This window comes from Actinocorallia herbida, from assembly GCF_003751225.1.
GTDB lineage: Bacteria > Actinomycetota > Actinomycetes > Streptosporangiales > Streptosporangiaceae > Actinocorallia > Actinocorallia herbida.
Genome location: NZ_RJKE01000001.1, coordinates 9,013,899 through 9,031,652 on the forward strand (window position 1 = coordinate 9,013,899; position 17,754 = coordinate 9,031,652).

The 17,754-nt window shown below is 70.8% G+C and carries 17 protein-coding genes and 1 pseudogene; 11 read left to right on the forward strand and 7 right to left on the reverse strand.

All coding sequences use genetic code 11. The annotated features are described in order from the left end of the window. Window positions 1-202 precede the first annotated feature (202 nt). Window positions 203-865: a lysophospholipid acyltransferase family protein gene (locus tag EDD29_RS41040; protein WP_246053267.1), complete on the forward strand. Its 663-nt coding sequence runs from the start codon at window positions 203-205 to the stop codon at window positions 863-865. 74 nt (window positions 866-939) lie between these two features. On the opposite strand, the gene EDD29_RS41045 is transcribed toward EDD29_RS41040, so the two are convergent. Continuing rightward, window positions 940-1,308 (reverse strand): hypothetical protein, encoded by a 369-nt coding sequence (locus EDD29_RS41045; protein WP_123669539.1) that lies wholly within the window; start codon window positions 1,306-1,308, stop codon window positions 940-942. A 10-nt stretch (window positions 1,309-1,318) separates the two neighbouring features. Here EDD29_RS41045 and EDD29_RS46035 point away from each other — a divergent pair, with 10 nt between their 5' ends. From EDD29_RS46035 to EDD29_RS41075, 6 genes are all read left to right on the forward strand, one after another. Continuing rightward, entirely contained in the window at window positions 1,319-1,459 is a 141-nt protein-coding gene (locus EDD29_RS46035; RefSeq protein WP_170201765.1) for a hypothetical protein, read from the forward strand. Between the two features lie 158 nt (window positions 1,460-1,617). Beyond that, window positions 1,618-2,328, forward strand: a complete 711-nt coding sequence (locus tag EDD29_RS41055; protein ID WP_148086266.1) for a hypothetical protein — start codon at window positions 1,618-1,620, stop codon at window positions 2,326-2,328. A 148-nt stretch (window positions 2,329-2,476) separates the two neighbouring features. Further along, window positions 2,477-3,745: a UDP-N-acetylglucosamine 1-carboxyvinyltransferase gene (gene murA / locus EDD29_RS41060; RefSeq protein WP_123669542.1), complete on the forward strand. Its 1,269-nt coding sequence runs from the start codon at window positions 2,477-2,479 to the stop codon at window positions 3,743-3,745. A gap of 352 nt (window positions 3,746-4,097) precedes the next feature. Then, window positions 4,098-5,444, forward strand: a complete 1,347-nt coding sequence (locus EDD29_RS41065) for a transcriptional regulator (protein WP_211360159.1) — start codon at window positions 4,098-4,100, stop codon at window positions 5,442-5,444. A gap of 77 nt (window positions 5,445-5,521) precedes the next feature. Next, window positions 5,522-7,261, forward strand: a complete 1,740-nt coding sequence (locus EDD29_RS41070) for a serine/threonine-protein kinase (RefSeq protein WP_170201766.1) — start codon at window positions 5,522-5,524, stop codon at window positions 7,259-7,261. Next, entirely contained in the window at window positions 7,258-8,037 is a 780-nt protein-coding gene (locus EDD29_RS41075; RefSeq protein ID WP_123669544.1) for a hypothetical protein, read from the forward strand. Before EDD29_RS41070 ends, EDD29_RS41075 begins: the two co-directional genes overlap by 4 nt. A gap of 6 nt (window positions 8,038-8,043) precedes the next feature. On the opposite strand, the gene EDD29_RS41080 is transcribed toward EDD29_RS41075, so the two are convergent. Next, on the reverse strand, window positions 8,044-8,787 hold the full coding sequence (locus tag EDD29_RS41080; protein ID WP_123669545.1) for an SDR family NAD(P)-dependent oxidoreductase: 744 nt from the start codon (window positions 8,785-8,787) through the stop codon (window positions 8,044-8,046). Between the two features lie 113 nt (window positions 8,788-8,900). Here EDD29_RS41080 and EDD29_RS41085 point away from each other — a divergent pair, with 113 nt between their 5' ends. Continuing rightward, a complete protein-coding gene (locus EDD29_RS41085) occupies window positions 8,901-9,755 on the forward strand; it encodes a helix-turn-helix transcriptional regulator (protein ID WP_123669546.1) in 855 nt (284 codons plus the stop codon). On the opposite strand, the gene hisC is transcribed toward EDD29_RS41085, so the two are convergent. After that, entirely contained in the window at window positions 9,737-10,807 is a 1,071-nt protein-coding gene (hisC, locus tag EDD29_RS41090; protein WP_123669547.1) for a histidinol-phosphate transaminase, read from the reverse strand. The two genes, EDD29_RS41085 and hisC, sit on opposite strands and share 19 nt — an antisense overlap. 162 nt (window positions 10,808-10,969) lie before the next feature. On the opposite strand from hisC, the gene EDD29_RS41095 reads away from it, so the two are divergent. Continuing rightward, complete coding sequence (locus EDD29_RS41095) at window positions 10,970-12,277, forward strand: hypothetical protein (RefSeq protein ID WP_148086267.1); 1,308 nt, start codon at window positions 10,970-10,972, stop codon at window positions 12,275-12,277. Window positions 12,278-12,428: 151 nt separating this feature from the next. Continuing rightward, window positions 12,429-12,596 (forward strand): annotated as a pseudogene (locus tag EDD29_RS41100) (DUF397 domain-containing protein); the annotation flags it as partial. A 36-nt stretch (window positions 12,597-12,632) separates the two neighbouring features. On the opposite strand, the gene EDD29_RS41105 reads toward EDD29_RS41100, so the two are convergent. Genes EDD29_RS41105 through EDD29_RS41120 form a run of 4 tightly spaced genes read right to left on the reverse strand, consistent with a single transcriptional unit; the run spans window position 12,633 to window position 16,091 of the window. Then, the gene (locus tag EDD29_RS41105) at window positions 12,633-13,322 is read right to left on the reverse strand and encodes an NUDIX hydrolase (RefSeq protein WP_123669549.1); all 690 of its coding nucleotides are present in this window, start codon (window positions 13,320-13,322) and stop codon (window positions 12,633-12,635) included. 17 nt (window positions 13,323-13,339) lie between these two features. Beyond that, the gene (locus tag EDD29_RS41110; protein ID WP_123669550.1) at window positions 13,340-14,206 is read right to left on the reverse strand and encodes a phosphoribosylaminoimidazolesuccinocarboxamide synthase; all 867 of its coding nucleotides are present in this window, start codon (window positions 14,204-14,206) and stop codon (window positions 13,340-13,342) included. After that, window positions 14,203-14,988, reverse strand: coding sequence for an MOSC domain-containing protein (locus tag EDD29_RS41115; protein ID WP_123669551.1), 786 nt, complete (start codon window positions 14,986-14,988; stop codon window positions 14,203-14,205). The genes EDD29_RS41110 and EDD29_RS41115 overlap by 4 nt, the downstream gene beginning before the upstream one ends. A gap of 14 nt (window positions 14,989-15,002) precedes the next feature. Then, window positions 15,003-16,091, reverse strand: a complete 1,089-nt coding sequence (locus EDD29_RS41120; RefSeq protein ID WP_123669552.1) for a magnesium and cobalt transport protein CorA — start codon at window positions 16,089-16,091, stop codon at window positions 15,003-15,005. Window positions 16,092-16,439: 348 nt separating this feature from the next. Here EDD29_RS41120 and purD point away from each other — a divergent pair, with 348 nt between their 5' ends. Then, window positions 16,440-17,687, forward strand: a complete 1,248-nt coding sequence (gene purD, locus EDD29_RS41125; RefSeq protein WP_123669553.1) for a phosphoribosylamine--glycine ligase — start codon at window positions 16,440-16,442, stop codon at window positions 17,685-17,687. The last annotated feature ends 67 nt before the right edge of the window (window positions 17,688-17,754 follow it).

The following is a 17,754-nucleotide window of genomic DNA, read 5'->3' on the forward strand; positions in this document are numbered from 1 at the left end:
GAACCGGATTCCGGCCGGGCACCGCTACCAAGCAGATCATTGGGGAATCGTGACAAATACCGGGGCAGCGACACGGTCGCCGGTGATAAGTATTACCAGCCGGTAGCAGGCCGGTCACCGACGAGTAACGGAACCCCGATAGGGTGACCCCACCGAAAATCGGTCATCAGGAGCCTTGGGAGACCCGTTGCTCTATCGCTTCATGCGACTGGTGGTGCCGCCCGCGTTCCGTGTCCTGTTCCACCTCAAAGTGGAGGGCCAGGAGAACATCCCGGAGGCCGGCCCCCTGATCGTTGCGGCCAATCACCAGTCCTTCATCGACAGCTACGTCATCCCCGTGTCGCTGCTGCCCCTCAAGGTCGTCTTCCTGGCGAAGGCCGAGTACTTCGAAGGCACCGGGTTCAAGGGCCGGCTCAGCCGGTGGTTCTTCACCTCGATGGGCATGGTCCCGGTGGCCCGCGGCGACGGGTCGTCGGCGATGGGCTCCCTGGAGCAGGCCGCCGAGATCGTCGAAGGCGGCGACGTCTTCGCGCTCTACCCCGAAGGCACCAGGTCGATGGACGGGCGGCTGTACCGCGGCCGCACCGGCGCCGGATGGCTCGTGCTGGAGACCGGCGCCAAGGTCCTGCCCGTCGGGCTGGTCGGCACCGAGAAGCTCCAGCCGTACGGCAGCCGCTTCCCCAAGATCGGCACGCGGGTCACCGTCCGGATCGGCGAGCCGCTGGAGTTCGGCGGCTACGCCGCCATGCCCAAGGGCCGCGCCCGCAGGGTGATCACCGACGAGATCGTCCAGGCGATCCAGAAGCTCACCGGGCAGGAGTACGTGCCCGAGTACAACGACCACCAGAGCAAGGGCGACAGCTGACCTGAGTCTCCTCGCGACCTACGCCGAAGGACCCCGGAGAGCGCTCCAGGGTCCTTCGTGCGTCTCCGCCCCGGCTAGAAGCCGGACGGCGGCTGCCGGTCCTTGATGTTGAGGCCGTCGTCCTTGGCCTGCTTGCGCATGTCCTCGAGCGCGCTGCTGGCGTCGCCGATGCCCGAGACGTCACCGGTCTTGATCTTCTCGATCGCGGCGGTCGCGGTCGCCCAGACCGCCTCGACCGGGGCCTTGAGCGACTTGCACAGCGTCGGGTCCGCGTTGATCATCTTGCGCGCCGCGTTCAGCCGGTTGAGCGAGAACGCGCCCGCCGCGACGGCCTTGGCGATCGTCCGCTTGCGGTTGGCCGCGTCCGCGTTGAAGCCGCCCGCCTTGTAGGGCTTGAGGATCCACTGGTTGAAGGCGCCGAAGGCCAGGCCGGCGTCCGCCACGAACCGCGTCTTGGCGAACTTCTTGGTCGCCGCGGTCGGACAGGCCGCCGCGGCCGTGGCCGACGCGGCCGCCGAAGCCGATGCCGCGTTCGAGGCAGCGGCCCCCGAGGCCGTCGCGACGGCGTCCGAAGCCCTTTCCGCGACATCCTGACCACCACCCCCACAAGCAGTGAGAGAAACAGTCAAGGCAGACACCGCGAGCAACTTCCCGAACATGTTGTTTTCCCCCCGAGACTGAGCCCTTGGATCTCGGCCTACCCCGTTGTGGCGCGAAGATCACCGCGCCGGGGCGCAGTATCGTCGGCTTCCATGCTGCTGAAGCGTCTGATCCCTCCGGTTATGGCGGTGCTCGTCGCTTCCGCCGCGGGCTGCTCCGGCGGCGCCGACGACACCGCGCCGCCCGCGGTCCGGACCCCCGAGGCCGGGGCGGCCTCCTACACCTCCGACCAGCTCCGTCAGGCGCTGCTCAGCGACGTCGCGGGATACGTCCGGGCGGGCGAGCCGGAATCGGGGACGTACGGGATGCTCCGGGCGATCCGGAACTTCACCCAGCTCCAGGGCCAGGTGAAGCTCGACAAGCCCGAGTGCGCCGACGCCGCCAAGGCGCTGGAGACCGCGGGCGACCTCGCCGCGGCCCCCGCGGCCCTCACCACCTTCGCCAAGGCCACCGGCGAGACCGTCACCCAGACGCTGCTGGCGGTCTCCGCGCAGGCCGCCGAGCGCGAGATCGAGCGCCGGGTGCCCAAGCTCTGCCGGACCTACAAGACCAAGGTCGGCGGCGAGTGGTCCACCCACCAGGTGCTGGAGCAGACCCCGGACCGGCATTTCGTCGGGGAGGGTTCGCGGACCGTGGGACTGGTCACGATGAGCGGTGAGGTCGAAGTGAACATGTGGTTCGTGGTCTTCACCGCGCCGGGCTACCTCGGGACGGTGTCGGTCTACGGGCCCAAGGCCACCAAGGGCGAGGCCGAACGCCTGGCCCGCGACGCCGCGGGGCAGATCGAGCGGGTCCTGGGATAGCTGCCGGAACACCCGAACCTCGGCACCTGTCCGGCAGTCTCACCCAATCGGAACGAGCGCGCGGGACCAGGGACGGAACGGTCAGCGCATCCGGGGCCCGGTGGAATACTGGGGCCGCGTGTGTCTAGGGGAAGGGGACCACCCGGTAATGAGCGTTACCTACCGTGTACGCGGGGGCCGACAGCTGCAAGGCACCGTCTTCATCCAGGGCGCGAAGAACTCCGCCCTGCCGATGATCGGCGCCGCACTCATGGCCGCCAAGGGACGGACGGTGCTGCGGAACGTCCCGATCATCGAGGACGTCCGGCGCGCGGTGGAGCTCGCCGAGGCCATCGGGGCCAAGGCCGAGCTGCACGAGGCCGAGCGGACCCTGGTGATCGACGCCTCCGAGCTGTCCAGCCCGGTGCTCCCGGCCGACATCGCGGCCCGTTTCCGCGGGTCCTTCCTGTTCGTCCCGGCGCTGCTGCACCGGCTCGGCGAGGCGGTGATCGAGGGCGTCGGGGGGTGCAACCTCGGCAGCCGGAACCTCGACTTCCACTACAACGGCTTCAAGCGCATGGGCGCGACCGTCACCGAGCACGACACCAACATCCATGTGAAGGTGGGCCAGCTCCAGGCGGGCACGCTCTACTGCGACACCCCCTCGCACACCGGCACCGAGAACCTCGTCATGGCCGGCGCGCTGGCCAACGGCACCACGCTGATCAAGAACACCGCGCTGGAGCCCGAGGTCCTGGACAACATCGACTTCCTGCAGCGGATGGGCGCCGAGATCGAGGGCGGCGGCACCGGCTTCATCCGGGTCCACGGGGTAGACGAGCTCACCGCCGTCGAGCACACCGTCATGCCCGACCGGATCGACGCGGGCGTGCTGGTGATGGCCTGCGCGATCACCGGTGGCGAGGTCAGCCTGGTCGGCGCGGAGATGGAGCACCTGGGCGTCGCGGTCGACAAGCTCGAGCAGATGGGCGTGGAGTTCAGCCAGCAGGGCGCGGTGCTCCAGGTCCGCCGCGAGCGCCCGCTGCGGCCGATCAACGTCATCACCGACGAGTACCCGGGCTTCGCCACCGACCTCCAGTCGCCGATCATGGCGCTGGCCAGCCAGGCCGAGGGCGAGTCCTACATCTACGAGCGGATCTTCGACAGCCGCTTCCAGCTCGCCGACGAGCTGATCAAGATGGGCGCGTCGATCGAGGTCGACGGCAACCAGCGCGCCAGGGTCTACGGCCGCACCCCGCTCAAGGGCGCCCAGACCGTCGCGCACGACCTGCGCTCGGGCGCGGCCCTGGTCCTCGCCGGGCTCGCCGCGGAAGGCGAGACGGAGATCAGCTCCGCGTACTACATCGACCGCGGGCACTCGAACTTCGCGGAACGGCTGAACGCCCTCGGCGCCGACGTCATTCGCGAGACCGAGTAACGAGACTGAGTAATACGACACAGATGCCATACGGCGGCCGGATTCGGACACCGACCGCCGTGGCCACAAATCACTGAGAGCCCTTCCCAGCCCATGATCCGCACCTTTAGGGTGCGTGGTCATGGGCTGGTGTGCTGACCGGAACCTGACCATCCGGTAAGGATTTTCTGTCCGCCCCTGTCTATAGGTTACTTTTTCGCCGCACTCTTGATTCGGTTTCGCGTCAGAGAGTCACATCCCCGCGCGGAGGGGCGATCCGCGTGTTGAGGATGGTTCGACCCCGAGGTGCGCGTGCGTACGTCGGGCTACACATACGGGCAACGTGGGCGGCCGAAAGGCAGGGGCGGAAGCCATGACAGGACCACGGACGGGGGCGGTGACCCCGGACCTGACGATCGGGGTCGTCGGTCCGCACGACCTCGTCGAACGGGTCATGCTGATGGGGCACGGACCGACACCGGTTCCGAGCAGACTTGTGGCGGCGGCGTACCGGGACGAGCAGGAGGCCGCCGACAAGGTGATGCGCCTGGGCTCGGGCGTCGACGTCTGCCTGTTCGCCAGCCCCGTCCCGTATGACTTCGCACGCAAAGCGGGCGTGCTGACCATGCCCGCCACCTATGTCCCGCTCAACGGCGCCGCGTTGCAGGGGGCACTGCTCCGCGCCGCGCTGGACGAGCGGTTCGACCCCTCCAAGGTGAGCATCGACGTGCTGGCCCGCGGCGAGGTGGAGGAGGCCTACGCGGAGATAGGCCTTCCCGTCGAGCAGGTCCACCTGCGCGAGGAGGTGGCAGGGCCGGGCACCCTGGCCGCGTTCCACGAGCGGCTGTGGCGGCGCGGCGTCACCAGCGTCGCGCTCACCTGCGTGCACGCCACGGCCGAGCGGATGGAACTGGCCGGCGTGCCGACGCTGCGCATCCGCCCCACCGGCGCGGCCATCCGCAGCGCGCTCCAGACCGCGGCGCTGCTCGGCGCGCACCACAGGCTCGAGGAGTCGCAGCTGGTCGTGGTGCTGGTCGACGTGCCGACGCTGCGCGAGTCGCCGCGCCGCGTCACGCCCCGGTACTGGCGCGAGGAACTGAAGCTCGCGCTGCACCGGGTGCTGCTCCAGGAGGCGCACCGGATGAACGCCGCGGTGTGGCCGCTGGACGACCACAGCTACCTCGTGACGGCCACCCGCGGCTCGGTGTCCTCGGGCACCGAGGGCTTCCGGACGCCGCCGTTCGTCGAGCGGATCCGCGAGGAGCTGGGCCTGGCCGTCGAGGTCGGGATCGGCATGGGCCGCACCGCGCAGGAGGCCGAGGCGCACGCGCGCGCGGCCCTGGCCCGCTCCCAGACCTCCCAGCGCGCGCAGGGCTTCGCGCTGGACAGGGACGGCAGAGCGCTCATCCCCGCCCCCCGGACTCCCCCGCGCGGCGCCCCTCCGGTCAAGCCGAAGGGCCTGGAGATCCTCGCCAGGCTGGCCGACCGGCTGGGCGACCAGGTCGAGACGGGCGCACCGCTCATCGTCGACGCCGAGAACGCGGGGAAGATGCTCGGTGTGACTTCGCGCACTGCGCGGCGGCTCCTGCGCACCCTCGTCGAGGAGGGTCTGGCCTGGCCGCTGCCGCCGAACCGCACGCCGCAGCCGGGAAGGCCGCGTCAGCTCTACCGGCTCATCGTGGAAAAGCTCGGTCCCGCAAAAACGGTGAGCGGACCATGAAAAAGCTAAACTTTCGCCAACCACTGGCCGACTACATGCGTCTCAGCACGTGTTGAGGGGTGGCGGGAGGGACTGGCGTGCAAAGGAACTGGACGGTACCGGGTTACCGGCATCTGCGTGAGCTCGGACGCGGCGCGTCCGGCCATGTCGTCATGGCCGTGCACGAGGAGACCTCGATCGAGGTCGCGATCAAATACCTCGCCCCCGCACTCGCCATGGACCCCGACTTCGTGCTGCGCTTCCGCGATGAGGCGCAGGCGCTGTCGGAACTGGAAGAGCCGCATCTCGTCCAGTTCTTCGAGTACGTGGAGACCTCCACGAGCGCGGCGGTCGTCCTCGAGCTGATCGACGGCGTCGCGCTGGCCCATCTGCTGGGCGACTCCGGGCCGATGCCCGCCGAGGCCGCCATGGCCGTGCTCAAGGGAGCGCTGCTCGGCCTCGCCGCCGCGCACCCCTCGGGCGTGGTGCACCGCGACCTCAAGCCGGCCAACATCCTGGTGGACGGCCAGGGCCAGACCTACCTGACCGACTTCGGCATCGCGCTCCCCGTCCCCGGTCACCCGGGTGCGGTGGGGACGCCCGCGTACATGCCCGCCGAGCAGTGGGAGGGCGGCCCGGTAGGACCGACCGCCGACGTGTACGCGGCCACGGCCGTCGCCTACGAGTGCATGACAGGGCTGCCCCCTTACCGGGCCGCCTCCCTGTCCGCCCTGGCCGCCGCCCACCGGTCGGCTCCTGTGCCCGTCGAGGACGTCCCGGAGGGGCTGCGCGCGCTCGTCGCCGCCGGCCTCGCCAAGGACGTGCGGGAGCGGCCGCAGAGCGCGTTCGCGTTCCTGCTCGAGCTGGAGATGACGGCCGGGGCCGTCCTCGGCCCCGGGTGGGAGGACCGCGGCAAGGCCCAGCTGAAGTCCCGGGCGCTCGCCCTCGCGCTGCTGTTCCCGATCAGCCGTCCGGCGGACTTCATCCCCACCGCGCCGATTCCCCACGTCCCGGCGCCCGCTCCGGCGCCGGCGCGTCCGGTGCACACGCCGCGGGCGGGCACGCCCCAGGCGGGGAAGGCGCAGCCGGGCACCATGCGGCTCCCCGCGGCCTCCGGCGCGGCCACCGCCTCGCTGACCATGCTCGACCTCCCGCCGCTCGGCCTCGACGCCGAGGAGCGGTACCGGCCGAGCAAGCGGCTGGGGCTCGCGGCGGTCACCGCCGGTGCCTTCGCCTCGCTGGCGCTGCTCAGCGGCGCGGTGTACCTGGTCCAGTCCCTGTCCGACGACATTCCGCTGCACCAGCAGGCCGCGCCCTCGCCCGTCGCCTCTCCGGCCGCGCAGGCGGGCGGCAACGAGCCTCCGTCGCGGTCCGCGAAGGACGACGACGCGAAGCGCAAGCCCCTCATCACCGTGGACCCGGTGTCGGAGGTGCCGGGCTCCCCCGCGCCGACGACCCCGACCTCCCCGACGGTCTCGCCGAGCGACCCGACCCCGTCGGAGACCGACGAGCCGGATCCCGACCCGACCGACCCGACCGAGTCCCCCGACCCGACGGACTCCCCGGATCCGACCGATCCCGCCGAGCCCACCCCGACCGACCCGACCGATCCGACGGACCCCTCTACGCCGACCGACCCGGTCGAGCCCGAGGAGTCCGAGACGCCCGAGACCCCGACCGTCCCGGAGGTGACGCCCGAGCCCGAGGCGTCCGAGGAGGACCAGTCGGTCCCGATCGCCGGTCAGCGCGTGTCGTTCGTGGTCGGCCGCGCCGCGGTGTCGATCTCCGTCGGCACTCCCGTGTCCCTCGTGCCGGTCCCGGTGCTCGGCGCGGGATGACCGACGTGCCAGGTCCGCCGTTCGATCCGCGCGAAGGCCCGGGTCCCGCGGACGCCACCCGCTTCGATCTCGGCGGCGGCACGCAGGACCCTACCCGGACCAGGCTCGACCGATCCGACGACACCTCGCTCGACCCGACGGTGACCCGGCGTGAGTACGGCCACGGCGGCACCCGCCCGGCCGGCGGCGACACGACCCGGCCCCCGGCGTCCGCCCGCCCGGCGGGCTACCCCTGGCCGGGCGTCACCCCGCCGGGCGACGACGCGGTGCGCGTCAGGCTCGGCTCCGGCCCGACCGGCCCGCAGCCGATGTGGAGCCCGGACTCGGTGCCCGCACGGCACCGCCGCCGGAACTCCCGGACCGCGCCGTTCCTCAGCGTGATCCTCTCGTTGGCGGTGATCGGCGCGTTGCTCGCGTGGCTGGCCCTCCGGGGCGGCGAGGAGGTCGTGCCCCTGGCCGTCAAGGACGTCCGGGTGGAGGCCCCGGGCGGGCAGCAGCGCTGCGACACCGCGAAGCAGGCCAGGACCGTCGACCTCACCGCGATCGTCACGTTGAACGGCGCGCCGGGTGTGCTGTCCTACCGCTGGGTGCAGAGCGACGGCACACCGGGCGCCTTCCAGAAGGCGACCATCATGGACGGGCAGACCGCCTTCGAGGCCCCCCTGCACTGGACGGTCTCCGGTGAGGGCCGCAAGGAGCTGACCGCGACGTTCGAGCTGAAATCCCCGAAGAGGACCAAGTCCTCGGCGACCTTCGAGTACGTCTGCCGCCCCTAGCCCGGGTCACCAGGGGAGCCGTTCTCCCCCTTCGCCGTAGAAGCCGCCGGTGGGCCCGTCTGCGTCCAGCAGCGCGAGCCTGACGATGTCGGCCGCGCCCTCTTCGGCCTTTCGGACGCCGCTGTGCCCGTTGAGGTCGGTCGCGCAGTAACCGGGATCGGCGGAGTTCACCTTGATGGGCGTGTCCGCGAGTTCCTTGGCGTAGGCGAGGGTGACGCCGTTGAGCGCGGTCTTGGAGGAGCAGTAGGGCAGGAAGTTGAGCGCGTGGTAAGGGTGGGTGCGGTCGCTGCCGATGGTCAGGGAGCCGAGCCCGCTGGAGACGTTGACGATCCGGGCCGCGGGCGCCTCGCGCAGCAGCGGGAGGAGCGCCCCGATCGTTCGGATCGCCCCGAACACGTTGGTCTCGTAGGTGCGCCGAACCGTGTCGGCCGTCGTCCGGCTGGGCAGGTGGTCCGCCGGCGGGACGTCCGGGGGCGTGGTGATCCCCGCGTTGTTGATGAGCACGTCGAGCCGCCCGTACTCGCGTCCGATGAGGTCGGCGGCCGCGGCCACCGAGGCGTCGTCGGCGACGTCGAGCGGCACGCACCGCGCGGTGCCGCCCTCCGCGGTGATCCGCGCCGCGGCCTCCTGCCCGCGCTCGGCGGAGCGCGCGCCGACGAGCACGGTGAACCCGTGCCCGGCCAGCGCCCTCGCCGATTCGAAGCCCAGTCCTCTGTTGGCCCCGGTCACCAGGGCGATGCGTGTCGTCATACGGCCGAGTCCACCGTGGTGCGGCCCCACGCGGGAGAGCACCGGTGATCGGGGGATCGGGAATACCACCTTCGGCCGGTGCCATCCGGGGCCGGATGGGCGATGCTCGACCTGTGGACAGAGCAAGCCTCGCCGCTTTCCTGCGCTCCCGCCGCGAGCGCGTCAGACCCGAGGACGCCGGGCTCACGCGCGGCCCGCGCCGCCGCACCCCCGGGCTGCGCCGTGAGGAGGTCGCCCGGCTCGCGGGGATGTCGGTCGACTACTACATCCGGCTGGAGCAGGCCAGGGGGCCGCACCCTTCCCGGCAGATCCTCGCCGCGGTGGCCCGCGCGCTAAGGCTCGGCGACGCCGAACGCGTCCATCTGTTCCGGCTCGCGGGCGAGTCGCCGGAGCCGCCGCCCGGTCCTCCGTCGGAGGTCCCCCAGGCCGTCCTGCACCTGCTGGACCGGCTCGACGACACCCCCGCGTTCGTCCTGGACGCCAAGTGGGAGCCGCTGGCCTGGAACGCCATGGCCGACGCGCTCCTCGGCCTCACGGCGCTGCCGCCGAAGGCCAGGAACATCACCCGCGGCCTCTTCCTGACGCCGGGCGTCCGCCTCGCCGACCTCACCCCCGAGCAGCGCGACTTCGCGCGCGGGTGCGTCAACGACCTGCGCCGGGCGCTCGCCCGCTATCCGCACGACCCGGGCGTCACCGGGCTGATCGCCGAACTCGAGCGCAGCCCGGATTTCCGGGCGCTGTGGGCCGAGCACGGTGTCGAGGTCCGATCGGGGCAGGAGAAGACGATCCGGCACCCGCGCGTCGGGACGATCACGCTGCACTGCGACTCGCTGCTCGTGCCCGACCGCGACCAGCGGGTAGTGCTGTACACCGCGGCGCCGGGCACCCCGGCGCACGAGGCGCTCCGGCTGCTGCGGGTGATCGGCGCGCAGGACCTGCGCGTGGAGGATCAGACTCGGTGGGGGTAGGCCGCCGCGGCGGCCAGCAGGGCGTTGTTGTCCTCGACCGAGCCGATGGAGATCCGGACGCCCTCCCCGGCGAACGGCCGGACGCTGACGCCGTCGCGCTCGCACGCCTCGGCGAAGTCGACGGTCCGGTCGCCGAGCCGCAGCCACACGAAGTTCCCCTGGGACGGGACGACGGTCCAGCCCTGGTCGCGCAGCGCGTGGCCGACCCGCTCCCGCTCCTTCACGGTCTCCTCGACCCGGGTCGTCAGCTCGTCCTCGGCCTTGAGCGCGGCGACCGCGGCGGCCTGCGCGATGCTGCTGACGCTGAACGGGAGGTAGACCTTGCGAATCGCCTCGGCGATCGTCGGGTGCGCGATGAGGAAGCCGACGCGCAGGCCCGCGAGCCCGTACGCCTTGGAGAAGGTGCGCAGCACGGCGACGTTGGGCCGGTCCCGGTAGAGCGTGAGGCCGTCGGGCACGTCCTCGTCCCGGATGTACTCCCGGTACGCCTCGTCCAGCACGACGAGGACGTCCTTCGGCACCCGGTCGAGGAACGCGATCAGCTCGTCGCGCCGGACGACCTCGCCCGTCGGGTTGTTCGGGTTGCAGACGATCACCATGCGGGTGGCCGGGGTGATCGCGGCGAGCATCGCGGCGAGATCATGCGTCTCGTCGGCCTTCAGCGGCACCTGCACCGGCTCGGCCCCGGCCAGCGCGGCGAGTAGCGGATACGCCTCGAAAGACCGCCACGCGTAGACGACCTCGGCCCCCGGCTCGCTCACGGCCTCGAACAGGTGCGCGGCCACGACGACCGACCCGTTCCCGACCGCGACATGATCCTCAGGCACCCCGAAATGCCCGGCGATCTCCGCGATCAGCTCGGTGCACCCGTTGTCCGGATACCGGTTGACCGTCGCGGCCGCCGACGCGATCGCCGTCAGCACCGAAGGCAGCGGCCCGTGCGGTGACTCGTTCGACGACAGCTTGTACGACCTGCCGTCGGCGGAGACGGCGGTCTTCCCCGGCTTGTAGGCCTGGAAGCGGTCGAGAACGGAACGGAACCGCGGGCTCATCGCCGGATACCTCCTGTACTGGGGAATGCCCCAACTTTATGTGACCGGGGCGGGGGAGGCGGCATCCCATGCATCAGGTGGATGAAGCCCAACATCCCCGCGAAACACCCCTGAATGGTAGAACTATCTCTCTAATCGCGGCTTTTCGGACAAGGCGGGCGCGTGTTCCAGCGAATGACGGCCGTGGGTTCGGCCGCGATGCTCCTGATGACGCTCCTCGGCGCGGCCCCCGCCCGCGCCGCGGCGACCTACCAGGTGCTCGACGCCACCGCCCAGGTGACCGACATCTTCGAAGGCGACCTCTACCAGGTCGCGCTGAGCGGTCGGCTCGTCACGGTGGACGGCGACGGCACGACCGTCCCCGTCGCGAACGCCCCCATGAGGGCCACCTCCCCGCTGGCCGACCCGTGCCAGCCCTCGTCCGTCGACTTCGTCACCGACGCGTCCGGCAGGTTCACCGCGCTCTCCGGCCGGGTCTGCGGCGGCCGGCCCTGGACGATCAAGGCGAGCCCGGCGGGCACCCCCGTCACACGGCAAGTGGCGCTGACCCCGGCGCAGGTCCGCGTCAAGGCGTTCGAGGCGCTGCCCAGCATCACCGCCACCGGGAGCCTGCTGAGCCTGGACGCCACCGTCGAGCAGCGAGACCGCGGCGGAGCCTGGATCCCCATGTCGGCCCCCGTCACGATCGCCAACGCGGATGGCAGCTTCGTCATCCACACCTCCACCGGCTCCGACGGACGCGTCTCGCGCACCTCCACGGACGCCGCGCGGTCCGCCGACTGGCACATCGAGCTCGACGGCCTCAAGGACGTCCACGGCGGCGCGACGGCCACCTCGTTCTACGCGTACCCGATCAAGGCGTCCTTCTTCGCGGTCAAGGCGCGGACCCCGAAGAAGTCGGGCGACGGGCTGTCCCTCACCGGAACGCTCGGGTTCGGCCCGAAGAACGCCACGGACCTGCGGTCGTCCGCCTCGGTGCGGCTTGAGCATTCCAGGGACGAGAAGTCCTGGAAGCAGGTCGGCGGCGCCGCGATCGGCACCGGGAACACCTTCTGGATCCTTGAGGAGAACCCGACCCGCGGCTACTACCGGGTGCGCCTGCCCGCCGCGGGCGCCTTCGCCGGGGCCGTCGGCCCGTCCACCCGGGTACAGGCGCAGACGCAGGTGGAAGGTCGTCCGGACGTCCTGTCCAAGAAGAAGGGCAAGTCGACCGTACGCGTCAAGGGGCGGCTGGGGTGGTACACCGGCAGCGCGTACGCGGCCTTCGCCGAGCAGCCGCTCACCCTCTGGTTCAAGCCCGCCGGCGGCAAGAAGTGGACGCGGAAGAAGACGTTCCGCACCGATGCGAAGGGCAAGTACGACTTCAAGACCGTCGCGACGCGCACAGGGCAGTGGGAGGTCAGATTCGCGGGGACGAGCTGGACCCTCCCGTCCGTCGGCGACCGCGTCACCGTCGCCGTCCGGGGCTGACCGCCGCTCAGGCGCGATGGTCCTTGGGCTGGAGGTCCTCCGTAGACGATGGTGCCCAGCGCGGCCAGGACGCCCAGCGCCGTCGGCTCAGAGGCTCGGCCCTGTCCGTGCGTGACTCTGAGCGGATGATTCGAGTGTTCGCGGGGGGCGAGTGAAGAACACCAAGAGTCCGAACCTGCGCGGGCGCAAGAGCAGCCAGAGCACCGGTTCCGGAGACGACTGCGTGGAGCTCGCCGGGGTCGGGGCGGCCGTCGGGGTGCGGGATTCGAAGAATCCGGAGGCGGGGTTCCTCGTGGTGGGGCGGGCCTCGTGCGGCGCGTTCGCCCGGGGGCCACTAACGCGAGAGATTTTCGCGTTAGCGGACGGAGAGGGAGCTGGGGCGGAGCATGGGCGGGTGCAGCTGCTCGGCTCGGCCTCGGCGGAAGAGCTGGGCGGGGCGGCCGCCGTCGCGGGTCGTCGTGGTGCCGGTGGGGACGAGGAATCCCTCGGCGCCGGTGACCTTGCGGTGGAAGTTGCGGGGGTCGAGTGGGGTGCTCCAGACGATCTCGTAGACACGGCGCAGCTCGGCGACGGTGAACTCCGGCGGGCAGAAGGCCGCGGCCAGGGAGGTGTACTCGAGCTTGGAGCGGGCCCGTTCCACGCCTTCGCGGAGGATGCGGCGGTGGTCGAAGGCGTTCTCCTCGTCGTTGAGGAGGATGCCCACCGGCTTCCACGTCACCTGGGCTCGTGAGGAGGCGGGGAGGTTCGGGGCCAACCCCAGGTACGTGACGCTGACGACGCGCTGGCGGGGGTCGCGGTCGGGGTAGCCGAAGGTGGCCAGCTGCTCCAGGTGGATCGCGGTGTCGGCGAGGCCGGCCTTCTCGTCCATGAAGCGGGCCGCGGCCACCGGAAGGTCCTCGTCCAACTGGATGAAGCCGCCCGGGAGGCACCAGCGGCCCCGGTAGGGCTCGTGGTCGCGAAGCCAGGTCAGTGCGCAGAGCCGCTGCTCGCGCACGGTGAGCACGACGAGGTCCACCGTGAGAGCGACTCTGGGCACCGACGACATGCCCCAGAACCTATCGGCTATCGGGACGCCTGGCCCCACTTACGACCGGTGAGCCTTTCGTACGCTTCGATGTACTTCGCCTGAGTCTGTTCGACCACGTCGGCGGGCAGCGACGGCGGGGCCTCGCCGGAGGCCGGGTCCCATCCGGAAGCGGGCGAAGTCAGCCAGTCCCGGACGAACTGCTTGTCGAAGGACGGCTGGGAACGTCCGGGCTGCCATTGATCGGCGGGCCAGAAGCGGGACGAGTCGGGCGTCAGCACCTCGTCGCCGAGGACGAGCTCGCCGTCCAGCAGACCGAGTTCGATCTTGGTGTCGGCGACGATCACGCCGCGGTCCAGCGCCAGCTCGGCGCCGCGCCGGTAGACCTCGAGGGTGATGTCCCGGAGCTTCGCCGCGAGTTCGCCGCCGACTGATCCCTCGACCTCGGCGTACGTCATCGGCAGGTCGTGGTCGCCGACGTCGGCCTTGGTGGTGGGGGTGAAAATCGGTTCGGCAAGCCGGGACCCGTCTTCCAGGCCGGCGGGCAGCGCGATCCCGCAGACCCCGCCCGTCGCGCGGTAGTCCTTCAGGCCGCTGCCGACGAGGTAGCCGCGCGCGACGCACTCGACCGGAACCATCTCGAGCTTCTTGACGACCACGGAGCGCCCCGCCCATTCAGCGGGCGCGCCCTCGGGGAGATCGGTGGAGATCACATGGTTGGGCACCACATCGGCGAGCTGCTCGAACCACCACAGCGACAGCTGCGTCAGCACCGCGCCCTTCTCCGGAATGGGCGTGTCCAGCACATAGTCGTACGCGGAGATCGTGTCGCGCGCGACGATGAGGAGTTCACCGCCGGGCAGCTCGTAGAGATCCCTGACCTTGCCACTGTGCACGTGCTTCACGCTGCGAACTCCATGACTTCCACCGACTGGCCGACGTGAAGGGTACCGGTCACGCGCGGGATCGCGTTCTGGCCGAACATGATCAGGCGCTCGCCGTCGAACTCCGCGGTCCGGTACCGGGCGAGCGTGGCGAGTGGTTCGCGGCCTTTGACCCCGGTGTCCTGGTCGACCGTGGTCAGCACGCACCGCCCGCACGGCTTGACCAGTTCGATCTCGACGCCGCCGATCCGCAGCCGTCGCACGGAGTCCTCACCGTACGGGCCGAGCCCGGACAGCACGATGTTCGGCCGGAACCGGTTCATCGGGACGGGCTCGGCGAGCCGCCCGTTGAGGTCGTCGAGGGAGTCCTCACCGATGATCAGGAGCGGATAGCCGTCCTCGAACGCCACCTTGCCGCCGCCCCGGCCCGTCGGCCTGGTCCCGGTGAACCGGACGAGCCGAACGGGCATGCCCATGAAGTCCGAGAAGAACCCTGCGGCCTCCGCGCCCTGGTCGACGCCCTGGCAGGGCTTGCCGTGCACGGTGACGTCGACGACCGGGCCGCCGTCGGGGCCGACCGCCTTGTGGTGGAAGCCGTTGACGTCCAGGGCGACCCCGTCGTAGGCGGTGCGGAGCAGCGCCATCCGGGGGTGCTTGCGCTGTGACAGGAACCTGCCCTCCGCGTCGACCAGCATGAACTCGCGGTCATGACGCAGCCCCGTCTCGAGCAGATCGGCCGCGTGGACCGGTGTCGCCGACCCGCTCTTCAGCGGGTGCACGTTCAGCCCCGTGACGGTGATCAACCGTGCCCCCCGGATCACAACCAGCCGTTGCGGCGGAAGCCCCGGTAGAGCAGAAGACAGCCGACGGCGATGACGGAAATAACTGTCGGATAAGAGTATGCCCAGCTCAGCTCGGGCATGTGGTCGAAGTTCATGCCATAGATACCGGCGATCGCGGTCGGCAGCATGAGGATCGCGCCCCAGGCCGAGATCTTCCGCATGTCCTGGTTGTCGCCGACGGTCACCTGGGTCATGTGCGCCTGGAGGATCGGGTTGAGCAATTCGTCGCAGGCGTCGACCTGCTCGCGGACCCGGGCGAGGTGGTCCTCGACGTCGCGCAGGTATTCGCGGATCTCGGTCGGGACCATCCGGCGGGTGCACAGGGTGCGCAGCGGCCCGGCGAGCGGGCCCACCGCGCGCTTGAGCTGGATCGTCTCGCGCTTGAGGTGGTAGATGCGGTTCGTGTCGTTGGTCCGCTCGGGGGAGAAGACCGACTCTTCGACCTCATCGACGTCCTGCTGGATGCCCTCGGCGACCTGGAGGTACTCGTCCACGACCCGGTCGGCGACCGCGTGCAGCACGCTCGCGGGGCCGAGCGCGAGGCGCTTCGGGTCGGCCTCCAGCCTGCGCCGGACCGAACCGAGCTCGCCGTGCGCGCCGTGCCGGACCGTGACGACGAAATCAGGGCCGCAGAAGATCATGATCTCGCCGGTCTCGACCGCGTCGACGCCGTCCTCCTGCGCCACGTAGCCGACGGTCTTCAACACGAAGAACTGCAGTTCGTCATAGCGTTCCAGCTTGGGCCGCTGATGCGCCTTGATGGCGTCCTCGACGGCCAGGGCGGGCAGCCCGAACAGCGCGGCAAGACGCTCCAACTCGGTGGAATCGGGGTTGTGCAGACCCACCCACACGAAACCGGGCGAGTCCGTGTTGGCAGGGACGAAAAGCTCGCCGTCGCGGACCAACCGGACGGCATCGGCGACGCTCTCGGTCACCACTCGCTGGCCGTCGATGTAGACGGCCCAATCGATGACCGCGCTGTCGCGGCACACCGGGTCGAGCGGGAGCGGCTTGGCACCGCGGCCGAACAGCGAAAGCCCGGGACGCACCTTGGTCATGGCCATGACCGGAATCTCCTTCACGCACGGATGCGGGACCCGGCGGGGGAACGGCGCTACGACCTCGCGACGCCGTCAGGCCGATGAACAGACCGTGAAGGAATCAGGCGAGGGAACGCACGTGCGTGACGGGGCCCCGAAAAGAAGTGGATCGTGGATGATGAGGCGTTTCGCCGGTACTACAAGGGTCTCCGGTACTCATTTCGCCCTCCACCTCCCTTCGTGTCAGGGGACAGGCCCGGGGCGGCACCGCCAAAAGCAGGGCGGCCGGCCCCTGGCAGATTAGCACCCGACACTTCAGACGCCGGGGGCATCGTCCAGGTTCACACGCCGTTGCCGATAGGCTCGCGTAACGTGCGCGTCCTTGTTCTGGGATCTGGCGGCCGTGAGCACGCCCTGGTCCGTTCCCTCGCCCAAGACCCCTCCGTGAGCGCGCTCTACTGCGCGCCCGGCAACCCAGGCATCGGCGAGCTCGCCGAGAACCACCACCTGGACCCCACCGACCCCATCGCGGTCACCGAGCTGGCCATCAGGCTGCGGGTGAACCTCGTGGTCATCGGCCCCGAGGCACCGCTGGTCGCGGGCGTCGGAGATGCCGTGCGCCGCGAGGGCATCCCCTGCTTCGGCCCCGACGCCGGGCCCGCCCGGATCGAGGGCTCCAAAGCCTTCGCGAAGGAGATCATGGAGGCGGCGGGCGTTCCGACGGCCCGCGCCTTCGTCTGCGACGGCCCCGCCCAGGTCGCGCACGCGCTGGACACCTTCGGCGCGCCGTACGTGGTGAAGGAGGACGGTCTCGCCGCGGGCAAGGGCGTCGTCGTCACCCACGACCGCGCCGTGGCCGAGGCACATGCCGAAGGCTGTGAGCGGGTCGTCATCGAGGAGTACCTCGACGGCCCCGAGGTCTCGCTGTTCGCGCTCAGCGACGGCGAGCACGCGATCCCGCTGCTGCCCGCGCAGGACTTCAAGCGCGCCTACGACGGCGACGAGGGCCCCAACACGGGCGGCATGGGCGCCTACCTGCCGCTGCCCTTCCTCACCCCGGACCTGGTGCCCGAGGTCATGCGCACCGTCGTGCAGCCGACCATCGACGAACTGCGCCGCCGCAACAGCCCTTACGTCGGCGTCCTGTACGCGGGGCTCGCCCTGACGTCCAAGGGCCCGCGGGTCATCGAGTTCAACGCGCGGTTCGGCGACCCGGAGACCCAGGTCGTGCTGGACCGGCTCGCCACCCCGCTCGGCACGCTGCTCCAGGCCTGCGCGGTCGGCAACCTGACCCCGGAGACCACGACGGCGTGGCGGGACGGCGCCGCGGTGACGGTCGTGGTCGCCGCCGAGAACTACCCGGCGAACCCCGTCAAGGGCGACGCCATCGAGGGGCTCACCGAAGCGAACGCCGTCGAGGGCGCCTACGTGCTGCACGCGGGCACCGCCCTCAACGAGGAAGGCGTCCTGTACAGCAACGGCGGACGGGTCCTTTCGGTCGTCGGCACCGGCGAGAACCTCACCGAAGCCCGCGCGGCCGCCTATGAGGCAGTGTCTAAGATCACCCTCCGCGGGTCCCACTACCGCGGCGACATCGCGCTGAAGGCCACCGAATCCTGACCTTCCCGCTACCGCACCTCCTTTGCTCGACCGCGTGCCCGGACCCCTCACCGGTTCCGGGCACGCG

Excerpts from the sequence above, each read along its gene's own strand:
- EDD29_RS41040 (WP_246053267.1), top strand. The coding sequence starts at position 203 with ATGCGACTGGTGGTGCCGCCCGCGTTCCGTGTCCTGTTCCACCTCAAA.
- EDD29_RS41055 (WP_148086266.1), top strand. The coding sequence starts at position 1,618 with ATGCTGCTGAAGCGTCTGATCCCTCCGGTTATGGCGGTGCTCGTCGCT.
- murA (WP_123669542.1), top strand. The coding sequence starts at position 2,477 with ATGAGCGTTACCTACCGTGTACGCGGGGGCCGACAGCTGCAAGGCACC.
- EDD29_RS41065 (WP_211360159.1), top strand. The coding sequence starts at position 4,098 with ATGACAGGACCACGGACGGGGGCGGTGACCCCGGACCTGACGATCGGG.
- EDD29_RS41075 (WP_123669544.1), top strand. The coding sequence starts at position 7,258 with ATGACCGACGTGCCAGGTCCGCCGTTCGATCCGCGCGAAGGCCCGGGT.
- EDD29_RS41080 (WP_123669545.1), bottom strand. The coding sequence starts at position 8,787 with ATGACGACACGCATCGCCCTGGTGACCGGGGCCAACAGAGGACTGGGC.
- hisC (WP_123669547.1), bottom strand. The coding sequence starts at position 10,807 with ATGAGCCCGCGGTTCCGTTCCGTTCTCGACCGCTTCCAGGCCTACAAG.
- EDD29_RS41105 (WP_123669549.1), bottom strand. The coding sequence starts at position 13,322 with ATGTCGTCGGTGCCCAGAGTCGCTCTCACGGTGGACCTCGTCGTGCTC.
- EDD29_RS41120 (WP_123669552.1), bottom strand. The coding sequence starts at position 16,091 with ATGGCCATGACCAAGGTGCGTCCCGGGCTTTCGCTGTTCGGCCGCGGT.